Raw genomic sequence first — 16084 nt, forward strand, 5'->3', positions numbered from 1 at the left:
TCAAATCACTCCCAGGAGCAAAGCAGTCAGGGTCATCAACACCGACGCGGCAAACAGAAACGGAATGGTGAAGCGCTGGTGATCGGCCAATTCAATCTTGCACAGGCCCACCAACAGGAAGGTTGCGGGCGTCAGCGGGCTGACCGGGAAGCCGGTGGTGTGCACCCCCAGCAACGAGGCCTGGGCCACTTGCAGCGGGTCGACGCCCAGGGCCTTGCCGACTTCGGCGATCACTGGCATCACGCCGAAATAGTAGGAGTCGGGGTCGAACAGCATGCTCAACGGCATGGAAATGAAGCCCACCACCGCCGGGATCAACTTGCCGTGACCCGCCGGAATCTGCGCCACCGCCACTTCGGCGATGGCCTTTAGCATGCCGGTGCCTTGCATGATCCCGGTGAACACCCCGGCGGCCAGGAGGATACTGGCCATGGTCAGGGCGGTCTTGGCATGGGCATCGATGCGGGCACGCTGGGCATCCACGTTCGGGTAGTTGATGCACAACGCCACTACGGTGCCGAGCATGAACATCACCACCGGGTCGACCCAGCCGGCAATCATCACCACCATCACCAACACGGTGAGGATCAGGTTGACCCAGAACAGGCGCGGGCGACGCAGCTTGATATCGTCGTCACTGAGCACCCGCTGCGGCACCGCATCCACCGTGGAGCCGACGCCGAGGCCCAGGCGTTTTTCTTCGCGACGGCCCAGCCACCAGGCGCAGACAAAGACGAAGATCAGGCCGACGATCTGCACCGGGATCAGCGGCTGGAACAGGTCTGCCACCGGCACATGCAGGGCGGCGGACGAACGCAACACCGGCCCGGTCCACGGCAGGAAGTTGACCCCCGCCGCCATCGCGCAGACACAGGCGAGGATGCGTTTGTCGATGCCCAGCCGCGTATACAGCGGCAACATCGCCGGCACCGTCACCAGGAAGGTCACCGCGCCGGAGCCGTCCAGGTGCACCAGCAGCGCCAGGGTCGCGGTGCCTACAACAATGCGTGTAGGACGCGTCCCTACCGTGCGTAGGATGCGATCAATGATGGGGTCGAGCATGCCGGCATCGGTCATGATCCCGAAAAACAGAATCGCAAAGACGAACATGCCGACCACAGGGGCGACGTTCTTGATACCGGTGATGATGAAGGCGCTGGTTTGCAGGCCGAACCCACCGAGCAGTGCGGCAATGATCGGCAAGGCGATCAGGGCCACCAGCGGCGAGAGGCGTTTGCTCATGACGGCAGCGAGCAGGCACAGGATGGTGATGAAACCCAGGGTAGCGAGCATGGGTTACTCCAGAGCGGCCTTTTTGGCCGGTTATTGTTTTCCCTGGAGTATTGGAAGCAGGTTAGTCTTTGTAAATTGGAATATTCACCCGCTAGTGTTCGGAAAAACAAAATGAAGAACAGTATCCAACACATTCAGGCGTTTCTTGCAGTGGCCCGTACTGGCAGTTTCACCAAGGCGGCCAATGAGCTGCATCTGTCGCCTTCTGCACTGACGGTGCAGGTGCAACAACTGGAAGACTGGCTCGGTGTCGCGCTGCTCGACCGCAGCCCGCGCCACGTCAGCATCACCGTCGCCGGCCAGGAGGCGCGCGGGCCGATGGAAAAACTGCTGCTGGACCTGGACAACATCGTCAGCGGGTCCCGCGACCTGGCGGCGTTGCGCCGAGGCGTGGTGACCATCGCCGCCCTGCCCTCAGTCTGTGCCGGCAGCCTGCCGCCGGTGCTGCGCCTGTTTCGCGAGCGTTTTGCCGGAATCGAAGTGCGCCTGCATGACCTGGTCGCCCATCGCATTCATGCCCAGGTGCGTTCCGGTGAGGTGGATTTCGGCATAGGTGTGCGCGCTCGGCTCAGCCATGGCCTGGAATTCGTGCCAGTGCTGAATGATCGCTTGTGTGCGTTTGTACCGGTCGATCATCCGCTGACCCGCCATCGCAAACTGACCCTGGAACAACTGGCGGACCAGCCGATCATCCTCACCGGCCGCGACAGCAGCGTGCGCGAGCAAGTGGATGCACTGTTCGATGAGACACGCCTGACGATGAACGCGGGCATGGAGGCCAACTACATGTCGACGGTATTGGCGCTGGTGCGCCAGGGGCTGGGGATCAGTGTGCTGCCGGAATCGGCGGCGGACAGCCTGGCGGGGTTGAAACGCATCCCCATCGATCATCCCGGGGTGAACCGCGAGATCGGGTTGATCAGTCGCAGCGGGATGGGCCTGAGCCCTGCTGCACAGCGTTGTTTCGACTTGCTGAACGAACAACTGAATGTGGGAGGGGGCTTGCCCCCGATAGCAGAGTGTCAGTCACACATCAGTTGACTGATACACCACAATCGAGGGCAAGCCCCCTCCCACAGGTTTAACCGAGCATGGCTACATGCTTGGGATGGCTGGCAACCCTCTTCAACCACGCCTGCACCGCCGGATAAGCGTCCAAGTCAAAACCACCCTCATTCGCCACATGGGTATAAGCATACAACGCCACATCCGCGATGGAGAACTGCTCGCCGACCAGGTACGGCGTCAGTTGCAGTTGGCGTTCCATGACCTTGAGCGCCTTGTAACCGCCTTTGTGCAGTTTCTTGTATTCCTCCAGGCGGTCCTCGGGCAGGCCCAGGTAAAACTGGATAAACCGCGCCACCGCAATGTACGGCTCATGGCTGTACTGCTCGAAGAACTGCCACTGCAACACCTGGGTGCGCAGGCGCGGTTCGCTGGGCAGGAACTCGCTGCCATCGGCAAGGAAGTTGAGGATCGCGTTGGATTCCCACAGGCAGGTGCCGTCTTCCAGTTCCAGCACGGGGATCTTGCCGTTGGGGTTCTTCGCCAGGAACTCGGCGGTCTGGGTGTCACCCTTGAGGATGTCCACATCGATCCATTGGTAGGGAATGCCCAGCAGGCTGAGCATCAATTTGACCTTGTAGCAGTTGCCCGACTTGTAATCGCCATAAACCTTGTACATGGGGCTCCCCTTATGCCACTTGCGCGTGCTGTGCTTGACGGACCACCGCGGCCAGGCGCTTGAGACCTTCGTCCAAACGGGCCGGGTCGATGTGGCTGAAATTGAGCCGCAACGAACCCAGGTGTCGGTCGGGCTCGGAAAAGAACGGTTCACCGGGCATGAACGCGACGTTCTGGTCGAGCGCTTGAGCCAACAAGGTGCGGGTGTCGAGCGGCTGTTTCAAGGTCAGCCAGAAGAATAAACCGCCCTGGGGCACCTGCCAGTCGGCCAACTCGACGAAGTGACGCTCCAGCGCCGACTGGAAAGCATCGCGGCGCTCGCGATAAAAGCTGCGCAGTTGCGCCAGGTGCTGCTGGTAGTGCTCCGTGCCGATCCACTGCATGGCCTGCCATTGGCCGACGCGGTTGGTGTGCAGGTCCGCCGATTGCTTGAGCTTGAGCAGGTGCGGGAACAGGTCCGGGCTGGCGATCAGGTAGCCCACGCGCAGGCCCGGCAACAGGGTCTTGGACACGGTGCCGGTGTAGATCCAGCTGGCTTTTTTCAGGCGCCCGACGATGGGTTTGGCGCTGCCGCCGTCGAAGGTCAGTTCGCGGTAGGGTTCGTCTTCGATCAGGGTCACGCCGAATTCGTCGAGCAAGGCGGCGACGGCTTCGCGCTTGGCCTCGCTGTAGCGCACGGCCGAGGGGTTCTGGAACGTTGGGATCAAGTAGATGAAGGCCGGGCGATGGCGCTCAAGATTGGCACGCAACGCGGCCAGGTCCGGGCCGTCGGCTTCCAGTTGCACGGTGAGGCAGTCGGCGCCGAACAGTTGGAAGATCTGCAACGCGGCCAGGTAGGTAGGCCCTTCCAACAGAATCTGGGTGCCCTTGTCGATGTACAGCTTGGCCGCCAGGTCCAGGGTTTGTTGGGAACCGCTGACCACCAGCACCTGGCTGGCCTGGCACGGTACACCCAGGGCACGCGCCTCGGCGGCGAGCAGTTCGCGCAGCTGCGGTTCGCCTTCGCTCATGCCGTATTGGCCGATGTTCAGCGGCATGTCGTCCCAGTTCAAGGCAGGCAACATGGCTTCGGCCGGCAGGCCTCCGGCGAACGACATCACTTCCGGACGCTGGGCTGCCGCGAGGATTTCACGGATCAGGGAGCTTTTGAGGCGCGTAACACGTTCAGAGAAGGCCATGGGGTCACCGGTAGCGAAGACTGTGGGAAATACGTCAAACTGGTTGACCGAAATTACGACGACTCGCACGGATACGTCAATATGCTTGACCTTAAAAACCCCACCGCCCAGCAGGAAGCCATGGAAGCGTTCTTCTTCGGCTACCAGGCGTTTACCGCCAAGGCCGACGAAATGCTCGAACGCCGCGGGCTGAGCCGGGTGCATCAGCGCATCGTGTTTTTCATCGCGCGCTACCCGGCGTTGAGCGTCAAGGAACTGCTGGAACTGCTCGGCGTGAGCAAGCAGGCGCTGAACATACCGCTGCGCCAGTTGCAGGAGATGCACCTGGTCAACAGCGTCGCGTCCGAGACGGACAAGCGCAAACGCCTGCTGGAGTTGACCGAGGAAGGCCTGCGTTTCGAGCAGTCACTGCGCCGCGAGCAGGTGAAGTTGCTGCAACGCGCCTTCAGTGACGCGGGCGAAGACGCGGTGGTTGGGTGGCTGGCGGTGAATCAGGCGCTCGCCAACCAACCCTGATGCGGTGGTGACTCTCCTGGGGCCGCTACGCGCCCCAACGCGGGGCAAGCCCGCTCACCACACAATCGTGTGGTTGCCTTTCATCTCTTTCGTGCAGCAGATAGAAAACATTATTTGCTTTATTTGTATACAAAAGCATAATTCGCTTCGTGCGAGTTCCTGACCTATTGGTCAACAAACCCGCCAGTACCTCTCAGCGCTTCGGCGCTGGCCATAACAATAAAATGCTTGAGGAGTACTCGCTGTGGATAGCCGCAAATCCGAAGCCTCGACGCTGGACCTTGCCCCCTCACCGAACGGCTGGCTGGAACGCCTGTTCAAACTGCGCTTGCATGGCACCACAGTGAAGACCGAGCTGATCGCCGGCCTCACCACCTTCATCACCATGGCCTACATCATCTTCGTCAACCCCAACATCATGGCCGACGCGGGCATCGATCACGGTGCTGCGTTCGTCGCCACCTGCATCGCCGCCGCACTCGGTTGCCTGTTGATGGGCCTGTACGCCAACTGGCCGGTGGGCCTGGCGCCAGGCATGGGTTTGAATGCGTTTTTCACCTACACCGTGGTCGGCACCATGGGCTACACCTGGCAGACCGCGCTCGGCGCCGTCTTTATCTCCGGCGTGCTGTTCATGTTCCTGACTCTGTCGCGGGTACGTGAATGGCTGCTCAACAGCATCCCCGTGAGCCTGCGCCACGCCATGGGCGCGGGTGTCGGCCTGTTCCTCGGGGTGATCGGCCTGAAGACCGCCGGCATCATCGTCGAAAGCCCGGCCACCTTGATCAAGCTCGGTTCACTGCACGAGCCGGCGCCATTGCTGGCGGCGGTGTGCTTCCTGCTGATCGCCATCCTCAGCTACCACCGTGTGTTTGGTGCGATCCTGATCAGCATCATCGCCGTGACACTGGCCGGCTGGGGCCTGGGGCTGGTGCACTACAACGGCTTTATCTCCACGCCGCCGAGCCTGGCGCCCACCTGGATGGCGATGGACGTAGCGGGTGTATTCAATGTCAGCATGATCAGCGTGGTATTTGCCTTTCTTTTTGTACACATGTTCGATACCGCAGGTACACTGATGGGCGTCGCGCAACGAGCCGGGCTAGTCAATGCCGATGGCAAGATCGACAACCTGTCCCGTGCATTGAAGGCCGACAGTGCCTCCAGCGTGTTCGGTGCCGTGGTCGGTGTACCGCCGGTGACCAGCTATGTCGAAAGCGCTGCGGGCGTGGCCGCAGGTGGCCGTACCGGGTTGACCGCCGTCACTGTCGGCGTGCTGTTTGTGGCGGCGATGTTTTTCGCACCGCTGGCCGGGATGATTCCAGCCTATGCCACGGCGGGCGCGCTGATTTACGTGGCAATGCTGATGATGGCGAGCATGGCTCATATCAATTGGGATGAAGCCACCGACAGCATCCCGGCAATTGTCACCGCGATCATGATGCCGCTGACGTTCTCGGTCGCCGATGGGATTGCCCTGGGGTTTATCACCTACGTGGCGCTCAAGGCTGGTACGGGCAAGTACCGCGAGATTTCCGTCAGCCTGTGGGTGCTGTGCGCGATTTTCATCGCGAAATTCATATTTCTATAAGAGGAGCAAGGCATGAGTCTGGAAACCTGGTTGTTGTTCAGTGGCGCGGCATTGGTGGTGATCCTGATCCCCGGGCCGCTGTCGTTGTTGATGATCAGCAACAGCCTCAACTATGGCTTGCGCCGCGCCTACCCCGCCTTCCTCGGTGGCGTAAGCGCCTCGATCTGCCTGCTCAGCGCTTCGGCGCTCGGCCTGGGTGCCTTGCTGCTGGCCTCGGAACAGCTGTTCAGCGCGCTGAAGATCGTCGGCGCGTTGTACCTGTTTTACCTCGCCTGGCAGAGTTGGCAGCAGTCGCGTCAACCCAGCCAGGGAGCCGAGGTCCCGCAGGCCGCGCCGACCCCACGCTTTCGCGCCTTGTTCGGGCGCGCGTTTGTGCTGGGCGCCAGCAACCCCAAGGACATCCTGTTCTTTGCCGCGTTCCTGCCGCAGTTTCTCAACAGCCAGCAGCCGTTCCTGGCGCAGTTGCTGATCATGATCGCCACCTGGACCGTGCTCGACCTGCTGTGCAAGCTGGCCTACGGCTTGAGTGCCCACGGCGCTGCGCGCTACCTGCGCAGTGGCAAGGGCCAGAGTTGGTTCAACCGCGTCAGCGCCGGGCTGTTCGGTGGCGCAGGCGCGCTGTCGTTGCTCAAGAGCTGACCCCGCCGAACTTGACGAAAAACACCGTCGGGTTGGAACGCCCCGTCCACTGGATACCGGCAATGATCTTGACCAGGCGGTTCTGATTCAATGCCTGACTGATCTCGGGCATATGCTCCGAATAAGTGCGCGCCACACTGCGCCGCCTGAACCATTCGTCAGTCAGTTGCACGCTGGTGGCGGACCGCAGGTTAACGGTGCTGTCCTTCACCCAGCGCGTGAGCACGTAGTACTTGGCGTTGGATTTGGGGTGCGTGCAGAAGTAATCCACCGAGTACTGCCCGCCCATGCGTTTTTCGATCGAGTGGATGACAAACCCCTGTTGTTCCAGCATCTGGGCAATCACCGCCTGCACCACTTGGGCCCTGGCACTGGCGTTTTCGCGGGTGCTCACGCGCAAGGTGGGATCAAGGGGCGCTGGCAGGGTGAAGTCCATGCGCGTAAATCCCGGTGAACGGCCTTCATAGCCAATGTAGAAAGCCAAGCGCCGCCGGCTATAGGTGGGGCGCAACATTTTCAACAGGTCATCGGTGTGGGCTACGGCGCCGGGGGCGAGCCAGTCATCCAGGGTGGCGCGGATGGTCAACAGATGACTGGCCGTCACCTCACGACCGGCGTCGGCCAGTTCGATCAAGCGCTCGCTGGCGAAGCGCCGGCTGAGTTCCTTCATGCGGGGAAACACTCGGCCCATGGTGTTTTCCAGCGGTTCCAGGAACAGCACCGGCCGCGCCTTCCAGAGGCCATCGGCGCCCAGCGTCGCAGGAATCGGCTGCTCACTGAAGCCGGCGCCCAACCAGAAGTGAATGTCGGTGGCCGCTTGAGGGGCCAGCGCCCGGTTGCGGGTGAGAAAGATAATGCTCTGGAACGAAGAGTTGGTCCCCTCGGGCAGCAACCGGAACAAACGCCCGTCTTGGCGCAGCACATCGAAGGCCCGCTCCCCCTCCCCGCCCGACAGCCGGAAGATCCCGCGCTCGGGCAACAGGTCTGTCAGCACCCTTCGGGAATCGAACGCCCACCCTTGCCCTGCACCGGGCAGATGGGCGGCACGGCCCACGTGTTCCTGCAGCATCGCATGAGAAGGCGGCGACCACTCCTGGGCGCTGGGGGTTGTGGCCCACGGCCGCCACATCTCGGTACTGGGCCCCGGCTGCGGCTGGGGTGGCGGGGCATCGGCGCCAAGCAGCCACTCCCCGGGCTCCTCGATGTGCAGAATCAGCTCGTTTTGCACATCGTCCTGCGGATGCTTGAGACGCAGCACCTGTTCATCCTGGCGCCGATAGACCGGGTATTGATGGGTATCGTCGAGCACAAATTGTTCGCCACCCTTGACGTAAGTGCCCCGATTGCCCGGCCCCTGCAACTCGACGGCGACACTGGGCGACAGGTCCTTGCGAAACCGTTCCAGCGCCTTGGCGGGCAGCGATCCCGACGGTTTCAGCGCAGACAGCCCGCCGCCGACCAATCCATGACGACGATGCAGCCGGCCCAGGGCACCGCGCATCGATGCGCGTGCGGCGGCCACGCCTGTCATCCGCGCGCCCTTGGGTCCGGGAATGAACGCAGTCAACACATCCACAAAGCCCAGCAGCGTGACAAACACCAGGTCCACTGCCTCACCGGGCTGGCGGCTGTGATGAAAGCGCCTGGCCGCCAACAGAATCTCGTAAAGGCTGACCCCAAGGCCGATCACCGGTACGAACGACAGCAACCCACGCAGCGTGGCCGCGTGTTGCTCGCCCAAGCGCTCTTGCCGGTAGGCCTCCAACGTCCTGGCCGATACGGCACGCCCCTGTGCACGGTGCTGGATGTCGAACATCCGCGCGTGCGCCAGCAGGGCCAGCGCATGGCTGGCGGTGGTCGTGCTGAAGTCGAGCCAGGCGTTCGGGGCGGTGGCGATCTGTTCGTTAATCTGCGTCTGGATATCTTCCACGACCACCGCTGGAACGCGGTGCTTGACCTTGAACGAGCGAATGAACCGGGCGATGGCCTCGACCGTTTCCAGCACATAGAACCCACGCACCGGAGCAAACACCAGTCTGGCTCCACCGGTAGCCACCATCGCCCCCCCGCTGCCGACGACGGGGTAACTGGCGATGGCCTGCGTCTCCCACCCCGGTGCCACCTGATGGGCCAGGGCTTTCACATTGGCCGGGGTCGCCCAAGCCTGGTTCAAGGCGGCGACAGCCTGCTCCCGGCTCATGTACTCGGCAATGGCCGGGCCATCCACTGCGGCGGGCCAGTACACCAGCCACAACCCTGCCGATTCGTCGTGGGTCACCAGCACCCCGGCGATATGCCGGTCGTGTTCCAGGGTATGGCCGCACAGGCGCACGAAGTGCAGTCGCAGGTGATGCCCGTTGCGGTTCAGATCGGCCACCTCCTGCGCGGCCATCATGCTGTTGAACATACTCTGGGCCTTTGCACTCAGGCCCTGCCGTGCCGCCGAAAACACATGCATCCGCGCCTGCTGGCGTAGCACCCGGTCAATCAGTCCACCAGGCAACGGCGGGGGCACGGAAGCGGGTGGATAAAACACTTGCTGGATCAACGTGTCATAGCGCCCGCCGATATCCAGGGCTGACAGGGTCTTGATCAAGTAACGGCTATTCAAGCGCTGCTGCCACTGCGGCGCCAGGTAGCGCGCACGGTTCAAGCGCCATTCGGTCCAGGGCGCCTGGGCATCCAGATTGTGCAGGGCCAATTGCAGCAAGCTGAACGTGGTGCGCTGCGGGCTGACGACTTTCTTCACATCCCGCTCGCCCACCCCGCACTGGCTGGTCCACCCGCAGAAGTGGGCGCTGACGTCATCGGGCATATCGAGCAAAGGCTGATCGATGTCCACCTCCGGGTACAACCCATCCAGCGTCAACTGAGCGATCAGCCGCTTGCGCGCGAAAGCTTCCAGCTCCGGTAATTCACGCCAGAGCTTGGCTTCGAATGCCTGGGCACTGCTCAGGTAATGCAGCTGTAATCGTCGGTAGGCATTGCGCTGATCGGCCTGCGCCTGGCCCAGCCATGCCGGCAGTTTTTTCGCCTGCGCGGCGGCGAACCGCAGCAGCTCCAGGTTGGCCATGGCCTCGATCAAGGCGTCATGCGCCGGCACCAGCACGTGCTCGCGCATCTCGGCGGCCAACAACATCCGGATCAGCGCCGGGTCGCGGACTTCACTGAAAAGCCGCGAGCCCTGGTCCACCTCCTGGTCGAGCCGGGTGTAGTGGTTGATCAGTTCAGTGAGCCCATGATGCAGCACATGTTCCTCAAGCACTTCGTACATCAACGTGAAGGTCGGCGCTGCCTTCAACGCCTGGCGCCGATCACGCCCCACGCACTGCCAAAGAGGCGATCCGTCGCGGCTGCCCAGGCTGGCCCGCAGGCGCTCGGATAGCGTCTCCAGGCTGTCGAATGCGGCCAGCCCGCCAAAGCGTCCGGCCACACACAGCAGCACCGGCTGCGTCCGTTCCGGGGTGGCGAGGGCCTGTTTTGTCGTCACCACGAACGCCCCCAGCATCCCCTCGCCGCCCAACAGCACCCGCAACACACACGTGTCGCTGCCCTTGCGGTCGCTGGCCAGGGGCTTGTTCAACACTTCGACCAGGCGCTGCAAGGGCGCCTCGGCCATCAGTTTCAAATGCTGCAGCCGTTGCACCTCATGCAACAACGCCTCGCGCTGGGCGATCAACAACAAGGTGGTGCGGTTGCGCGTGTCGTCTGGGTGTTCCAGCCAGAATGCCGGGCTCAGCAGGCGTTCATCCGGCCCTTGCGACAAGGCCTGCACCGCATCGGCCTGTGCCTGCCATTGTCCATTGAGCGCGACCAGCGCTTCATAGGCCGTGCTCTCCCGGCTCGGGTCCTGTAGGTCGAGCAGCGTCATGAGGCGCTTTTCGTAGCGTTCCACCTGCTGTTCGCGGTGGCGCCAGGCCAAGCCGAGCGGTAGTTGGCCGAGGAAGATTTCGCCCGCACGCCGCGTTGCGTCCCAGCCCAACAACGCCCCCAGGGAAGTGCCCAGGCGCTCCGCGATCGCCAGTCGGTCCCGGCCTTTTTCGATAAACCGCAGGAAGCGCGCCGTGTCACGCTCCAGTGAAGGCGGCGCCGCTACCGTCGCGTGATTGATCGACAACGCACACGCCAGCTCGTTGTCCCATTGCGCATCAAGCACGGCGATTGCACTGTGCTGCAAGGCATCGCCGGTCAGCGCAGCGCCACGCGCCAACTGCGTCTCGCCGCGACAGGCTTCGTGGCGACGGCGCAGCGGCAGGCACTGCCACAGGACGCTGAACAACGCGCCGTTCAGCAGGCTCGTCAAGCCGCATTGCACCTGTTCCCAAGCGCTGAACTCATAGAATGCGCGGGCCATCCCTGGCAGATAGATCACGTGGGGCGCCTGCTGCGCCGCGCCCTCACGGTACAAGTGCAGGGCACCGGGAATGGCCAGCACCGTCTGAAACGTGCCGGGCCACAGCACTGTGCTGACGCGCACGCCAGCCCAATCGCCACCCGCACGCTGGCGTGCCTCGTCGGAAGGCGCGTCCACCGCCTGTTGCACCAACGCCCAACCCGCATCCGACAGTTCATCCAGCTGGTGCGCCAGGAAGCCCGCGTCGATGAACAAACGCTTGCGCAATTGCACCCAACGCGCCTGGCGCGTCAACCACGAGCCGTACGCCAAATACTGCCAGTATTCACGCACCTGGTTGTCGAGCCGAGCCATCAAACCCAGGCCCCTGACCCTTTCCAGCGCCTGCAGGGCGGTAAAAGGCAGTTTGCGCGCAGGGTCGTCCTTGAGGCTCAGCGCGGTGTACTGGTTAAGGTTGATCGGCAAGGACGGATCGCTGAACAACCCCAGCGCACGCTCGGTCAGACTGTCGACTTTCTGCGCCGGACGTGGCGGCAGCGGCTCGGTGAACAGCAGGTTGTCCGGGTCCAGGCCAAAGGCTTCCTGCAGCGCGAAACGAATCACCCGCAACACCCGCGGCGCCCTGCCTATCAGGCGCTTGAGCGCCTTTGAGGATTCGATACAGCGCGTGTTCACGCCGCGCCATTGGTTGATCAGTCGGCTGGGTTGGGCGGTTGCGTTGAGGCGGTGCGTCAGCGAGCGGCGAACGGCTTGATCACGGGCCTCGCTGGCCTGAATGGGGCTATCGAGATCAAAGGGCTCAGCGGGGGCGGTTTCTGATGCCGAGACTACGGGGTTGAGAGGGTCGGAGTTCATGACGGCGTCTTCTTGTACGAAAGACGCCGAGCCTAGGCCTCATCCCTCTAAGGTGTGCGTCACATAATTGAACGGACGCATGGACAAACGCCCGGCGAAAAAAAGCCCGCAGTGTGCGCGGGCGAAACCAACGAAGAGCTTTGGGGGTGTGAAGCGAGGTGACGCTCAGCTACCGCGATAGGTGGAGTAGCTGTAGGGCGAAATCAGTAGCGGGACATGGTAGTGATCCTGCTCGGCGCTGATACCGAAGCGCAGTACCACCACATCGAGGAAGGCCGGTTCCGGTAGTTGCACGCCACGGGCGCGATAGTAGTCGCCGGCGCTGAATTGCAATTGGTACACGCCGCTGCGGTAGTCGTCACCCTGCAGCAAGGGTGCGTCGCAGCGGCCGTCGCTGTTGGTCTGCGCGGTGGCCACCAGTTCCAGCTGCGCGCCTTCGACGCGGTACAGCTCAACCTTGATTGCGCTGCCGGGGCAACCGTGTGCGGCATCCAGTACGTGTGTGGTCAAGCGTCCCATGGCGTCTACGCGCCTCCTGTGGTGAGTAGAAAAGTGATCCGCACTTTTTCAGGGCATCGAAAAAGACGGCGATGATCGATTAAGACACTTTTTAAAAAAATTGTACACAATAAAAATCACAAACTCCCAGATCAGCCTACTGCCATGGCTCAACAGGGCAATCTGCGCGTTATCCTTGCTTTTAAAAGACCTTTTGTCCATTAGCTGACCAACCAGGCAAGTTTCTTGCTACACCTCTGGTCTAGCGCTACGCCGAAAAAATGCAGAAATGTAGGCTTACAAAGTGCGCGATAAGTTGTATACAATCACTCATCGCTACTACGACGAACAAGAAGGAAGACTGCAGTGAGCGCTGACTACCCACGCGACCTGATCGGTTACGGCAGTAACCCTCCTCACCCCCACTGGCCGGGCAAGGCGCGCATTGCGCTGTCTTTCGTACTCAATTACGAAGAAGGCGGCGAGCGCAATATCCTGCACGGCGACAAAGAATCCGAAGCGTTCCTTTCGGAAATGGTCTCGGCCCAGCCGCTGCAAGGCGCGCGCAACATGAGCATGGAGTCGCTGTACGAATACGGCAGCCGTGCCGGCGTGTGGCGCATCCTCAAGCTATTCAAGGAATTCGACATCCCGCTGACCATCTTCGCCGTGGCCATGGCCGCCCAGCGCCATCCGGATGTGATCCGCGCCATGGTCGACGCCGGCCATGAGATCTGCAGCCACGGCTACCGCTGGATCGACTACCAATATATGGACGAGGCCCAGGAGCGCGAGCACATGCTCGAAGCCATCCGCATCCTCACCGAACTCACCGGCGAACGCCCACTGGGCTGGTACACCGGGCGCACCGGCCCCAACACCCGGCGGCTGGTCATGGAGGAAGGCGGCTTCCTCTATGACTGCGACACCTACGACGACGACCTGCCCTACTGGGAACCCAACAACCCCACCGGCAAGCCGCACCTGGTGATCCCCTACACCCTGGACACCAATGACATGCGCTTCACCCAGGTGCAGGGTTTCAACAAGGGCGATGACTTTTTCGAGTACCTCAAAGACGCGTTCGACGTGCTCTACGCCGAAGGGGCCGAGGCACCGAAGATGCTTTCCATCGGCCTGCACTGCCGCCTGATCGGCCGTCCGGCGCGCCTGGCGTCGTTGAAGCGTTTTATCGAGTACGTCAAAGGCCACGAGCAGGTGTGGTTCACTCGCCGCGTCGACATTGCCCGCCACTGGCAGGAAACCCACCCCTACACGGGAGCGGCCAAATGACTGCGTTCCAGAGCCTGAAACCCTCGACCCTGAGCCGCGATGCGTTTGTCGCTGCCTTCGCCGATATCTATGAACACTCGCCATGGGTGGCCGAAAAGGCCTTCGACCTGGGCCAGGACGCATCGATCGACCAGATCGAGACCCTGCACCAGCGCATGAGCGACATCCTGTTGAGCGCTGATCATGCCCGCCAACTGGCGCTGATCAACGCTCACCCGGACCTGGCCGGCAAAGCCGCCGTCCAGGGCCAACTGACCCAAGCCAGCACCGATGAGCAAGCTGGCGCGGGGATTCACCAATGCACGGCCGAAGAGTTCTCGCGCTTCACCGAGCTGAACGACGCCTACAAGGCCAAGTTCAAGTTTCCCTTCATCATGGCGGTAAAAGGCAGCAACCGGCACCAGATCCTCGCCGCGTTCGAAACGCGCATCCACAATTCGGTGGACACCGAGTTCAAGTGCGCGCTGGACGAGATCAACAAGATCGCGTTGTTCCGTTTACTGACCCTCTAAACGACCATCCCCAGCCACTTTATCTAAGGCAGACAAGAAGAATGAAAGCTTACGCCGTACCTTTCGAGAAGTTCGTCAACCTGGCCGACGCCCGCCTGGGCACCAAGATCATCTCCGTCACCGATGACTGGTTCGCCGACGCCAACCGCCTGTTCCAGCCGACCCCGGCCGTGTGGAAGGAGGGCGTTTTCGATGACAACGGCAAGTGGATGGACGGCTGGGAATCGCGCCGCAAGCGCTTCGAAGGCTACGACAGCGCCGTGATCCGCCTTGGCGTACCAGGCAGCATCAAAGGCGTGGACATCGACACTTCATTCTTCACCGGCAACTTCCCGCCATCGGCCTCCCTGGAAGCCTGCTTCCTGGCTTCGGGCGAGCCGGATGACAACACCCAGTGGGTCGAAGTGCTGTCCGCCGTCGAGTTGCAAGGCAACAGCCACCACTACCATGAGATCAACAACGACCAGGCGTTCAGCCACCTGCGTTTCAACATCTACCCGGACGGCGGCGTAGCCCGTTTGCGCGTGTACGGCGTGCCGTTCCGTGACTGGTCCTCGGTGGGCGACAACGAACAGGTTGACCTGGCGGCGGCACTCAACGGTGGCCGTGCCCTGGCCTGCTCCGATGAACACTTCGGCCGCATGAGCAACATCCTCAACCCGGGCCGTGGCATCAACATGGGCGACGGCTGGGAAACCGCGCGTCGTCGCACGCCAGGCAATGACTGGGTGATCGTGGCGCTGGGTCACCCGGGCGAGATCGAGAAGATCATCGTCGACACCCTGCACTTCAAGGGCAACTACCCGGACACCTGCTCGATCCAGGGCGCGTTCGTCAAGGGCGGTACCGACAGCCAGATCGAAACCCAATCGCTGTTCTGGCGCGAACTGCTGCCGGCGCAGAAGCTGGAAATGCACGCTGAACACACCTTCGCCGAGCAGATCAAGGCGCTGGGGCCAATCACCCACATCCGCCTGAACGTGTTCCCGGACGGTGGCGTGAGCCGCCTGCGTGTATTGGGCAAAGTAGCCAAGTAAGCGGTGAACCCGATCGCAGGCAAGCCAGCTCCCACATTTGACTGTATTCACAAATCAAAATGTGGGAGCGGGCTTGCCCGCGATGGCGGCAGAACAAACAACACAAAATTCGGATAAGAAGACAGCCATGCGCACACTGATGATCGAACCCCTGACCAAAGAAGCCTTCGCCCCTTTCGGAGACGTTATCGAAACCGATGGCAGCGATCACTTCATGATCAACAACGGGTCGACCATGCGCTTTCACAAACTGGCAACGGTGGAAACCGCAACGCCGGAGGACAACGCGATCATCAGCATCTTCCGCGCCGACGCGCAGGACATGCCGCTGACCGTGTGCATGCTGGAACGACACCCGCTGGGCAGCCAGGCTTTCATCCCGCTGCTCGGCAACCCCTTTCTGATCGTGGTCGCGCCCCTTGGCGATGCACCTGTATCGGGCTTGGTCCGCGCCTTCGTCACCAACGGCAGGCAGGGCATTAATTACCATCGCGGCGTCTGGCACCACCCGGTGCTGACGATCGAAAAGCGGGATGACTTCCTGGTGGTTGATCGCAGTGGCACAGGCAATAACTGCGATGAGCATTTTTTCAAAGAGGATGAGCGGTTGATCCTCGCCCCCCACCAATAAGAGA

Annotated in this window: 13 protein-coding genes; 8 read left to right on the forward strand and 5 right to left on the reverse strand. The window is 61.9% G+C overall.

Annotated features, from left to right (window positions below; genetic code table 11):
- A complete protein-coding gene (locus ACZ445_RS21290; RefSeq protein ID WP_464707530.1) occupies positions 1-1293 on the reverse strand; it encodes a CitMHS family transporter in 1293 nt (430 codons plus the stop codon).
- Positions 1294-1404: 111 nt separating this feature from the next.
- Here ACZ445_RS21290 and ACZ445_RS21295 point away from each other — a divergent pair, with 111 nt between their 5' ends.
- Positions 1405-2334: a LysR family transcriptional regulator gene (locus ACZ445_RS21295; protein ID WP_464704261.1), complete on the forward strand. Its 930-nt coding sequence runs from the start codon at positions 1405-1407 to the stop codon at positions 2332-2334.
- A gap of 40 nt (positions 2335-2374) precedes the next feature.
- Here ACZ445_RS21295 and ACZ445_RS21300 read toward each other — a convergent pair whose 3' ends face one another.
- Positions 2375-2977: a glutathione S-transferase family protein gene (locus ACZ445_RS21300; RefSeq protein ID WP_071492753.1), complete on the reverse strand. Its 603-nt coding sequence runs from the start codon at positions 2975-2977 to the stop codon at positions 2375-2377.
- Between the two features lie 10 nt (positions 2978-2987).
- Positions 2988-4154 (reverse strand): aminotransferase-like domain-containing protein, encoded by a 1167-nt coding sequence (locus ACZ445_RS21305; RefSeq protein WP_464707531.1) that lies wholly within the window; start codon positions 4152-4154, stop codon positions 2988-2990.
- Positions 4155-4235: 81 nt separating this feature from the next.
- Between ACZ445_RS21305 and ACZ445_RS21310 the strand changes: the two genes are divergently transcribed.
- The 3 genes from ACZ445_RS21310 (at position 4236) to ACZ445_RS21320 (ending at position 6900) form a co-directional block, all read left to right on the forward strand.
- Positions 4236-4670 carry a MarR family winged helix-turn-helix transcriptional regulator gene (locus ACZ445_RS21310; protein ID WP_179030406.1) on the forward strand — a complete coding sequence of 145 codons (435 nt, stop codon included), beginning with the start codon at positions 4236-4238 and terminating at the stop codon, positions 4668-4670.
- Between the two features lie 244 nt (positions 4671-4914).
- Positions 4915-6261: a solute carrier family 23 protein gene (locus ACZ445_RS21315; protein ID WP_179030314.1), complete on the forward strand. Its 1347-nt coding sequence runs from the start codon at positions 4915-4917 to the stop codon at positions 6259-6261.
- A gap of 12 nt (positions 6262-6273) precedes the next feature.
- On the forward strand, positions 6274-6900 hold the full coding sequence (locus ACZ445_RS21320) for a LysE family translocator (RefSeq protein WP_058424639.1): 627 nt from the start codon (positions 6274-6276) through the stop codon (positions 6898-6900).
- On the opposite strand, the gene ACZ445_RS21325 is transcribed toward ACZ445_RS21320, so the two are convergent.
- A complete protein-coding gene (locus ACZ445_RS21325) occupies positions 6890-12109 on the reverse strand; it encodes a dermonecrotic toxin domain-containing protein (protein ID WP_464707532.1) in 5220 nt (1739 codons plus the stop codon). The two genes, ACZ445_RS21320 and ACZ445_RS21325, sit on opposite strands and share 11 nt — an antisense overlap.
- A gap of 165 nt (positions 12110-12274) precedes the next feature.
- Positions 12275-12628 carry a hydroxyisourate hydrolase gene (gene uraH / locus ACZ445_RS21330; RefSeq protein WP_015885122.1) on the reverse strand — a complete coding sequence of 118 codons (354 nt, stop codon included), beginning with the start codon at positions 12626-12628 and terminating at the stop codon, positions 12275-12277.
- Between the two features lie 345 nt (positions 12629-12973).
- On the opposite strand from uraH, the gene puuE reads away from it, so the two are divergent.
- The 4 genes from puuE to ACZ445_RS21350 all read left to right on the forward strand — a co-directional run bounded on the left by puuE (position 12974) and on the right by ACZ445_RS21350 (position 16080).
- Positions 12974-13900, forward strand: coding sequence for an allantoinase PuuE (gene puuE / locus ACZ445_RS21335; protein WP_058424641.1), 927 nt, complete (start codon positions 12974-12976; stop codon positions 13898-13900).
- Complete coding sequence (gene uraD / locus ACZ445_RS21340) at positions 13897-14412, forward strand: 2-oxo-4-hydroxy-4-carboxy-5-ureidoimidazoline decarboxylase (RefSeq protein ID WP_058424642.1); 516 nt, start codon at positions 13897-13899, stop codon at positions 14410-14412. Before puuE ends, uraD begins: the two co-directional genes overlap by 4 nt.
- Positions 14413-14453: 41 nt before the next feature.
- Positions 14454-15449 carry an allantoicase gene (gene alc, locus ACZ445_RS21345; RefSeq protein WP_010208835.1) on the forward strand — a complete coding sequence of 332 codons (996 nt, stop codon included), beginning with the start codon at positions 14454-14456 and terminating at the stop codon, positions 15447-15449.
- A 127-nt stretch (positions 15450-15576) separates the two neighbouring features.
- Positions 15577-16080, forward strand: a complete 504-nt coding sequence (locus ACZ445_RS21350) for an ureidoglycolate lyase (RefSeq protein ID WP_058424644.1) — start codon at positions 15577-15579, stop codon at positions 16078-16080.
- Positions 16081-16084: the final 4 nt, after the last annotated feature.

This window comes from Pseudomonas allii (assembly GCF_055380095.1).

Coding starts and splice junctions, on each gene's coding strand:
- ACZ445_RS21290 (WP_464707530.1), bottom strand. CDS start 1,293: ATGCTCGCTACCCTGGGTTTCATCACCATCCTGTGCCTGCTCGCTGCC.
- ACZ445_RS21310 (WP_179030406.1), top strand. CDS start 4,236: ATGCTTGACCTTAAAAACCCCACCGCCCAGCAGGAAGCCATGGAAGCG.
- ACZ445_RS21320 (WP_058424639.1), top strand. CDS start 6,274: ATGAGTCTGGAAACCTGGTTGTTGTTCAGTGGCGCGGCATTGGTGGTG.
- ACZ445_RS21305 (WP_464707531.1), bottom strand. CDS start 4,154: ATGGCCTTCTCTGAACGTGTTACGCGCCTCAAAAGCTCCCTGATCCGT.
- alc (WP_010208835.1), top strand. CDS start 14,454: ATGAAAGCTTACGCCGTACCTTTCGAGAAGTTCGTCAACCTGGCCGAC.
- ACZ445_RS21300 (WP_071492753.1), bottom strand. CDS start 2,977: ATGTACAAGGTTTATGGCGATTACAAGTCGGGCAACTGCTACAAGGTC.
- ACZ445_RS21350 (WP_058424644.1), top strand. CDS start 15,577: ATGCGCACACTGATGATCGAACCCCTGACCAAAGAAGCCTTCGCCCCT.
- ACZ445_RS21295 (WP_464704261.1), top strand. CDS start 1,405: ATGAAGAACAGTATCCAACACATTCAGGCGTTTCTTGCAGTGGCCCGT.
- uraH (WP_015885122.1), bottom strand. CDS start 12,628: ATGGGACGCTTGACCACACACGTACTGGATGCCGCACACGGTTGCCCC.
- uraD (WP_058424642.1), top strand. CDS start 13,897: ATGACTGCGTTCCAGAGCCTGAAACCCTCGACCCTGAGCCGCGATGCG.
- ACZ445_RS21325 (WP_464707532.1), bottom strand. CDS start 12,109: ATGAACTCCGACCCTCTCAACCCCGTAGTCTCGGCATCAGAAACCGCC.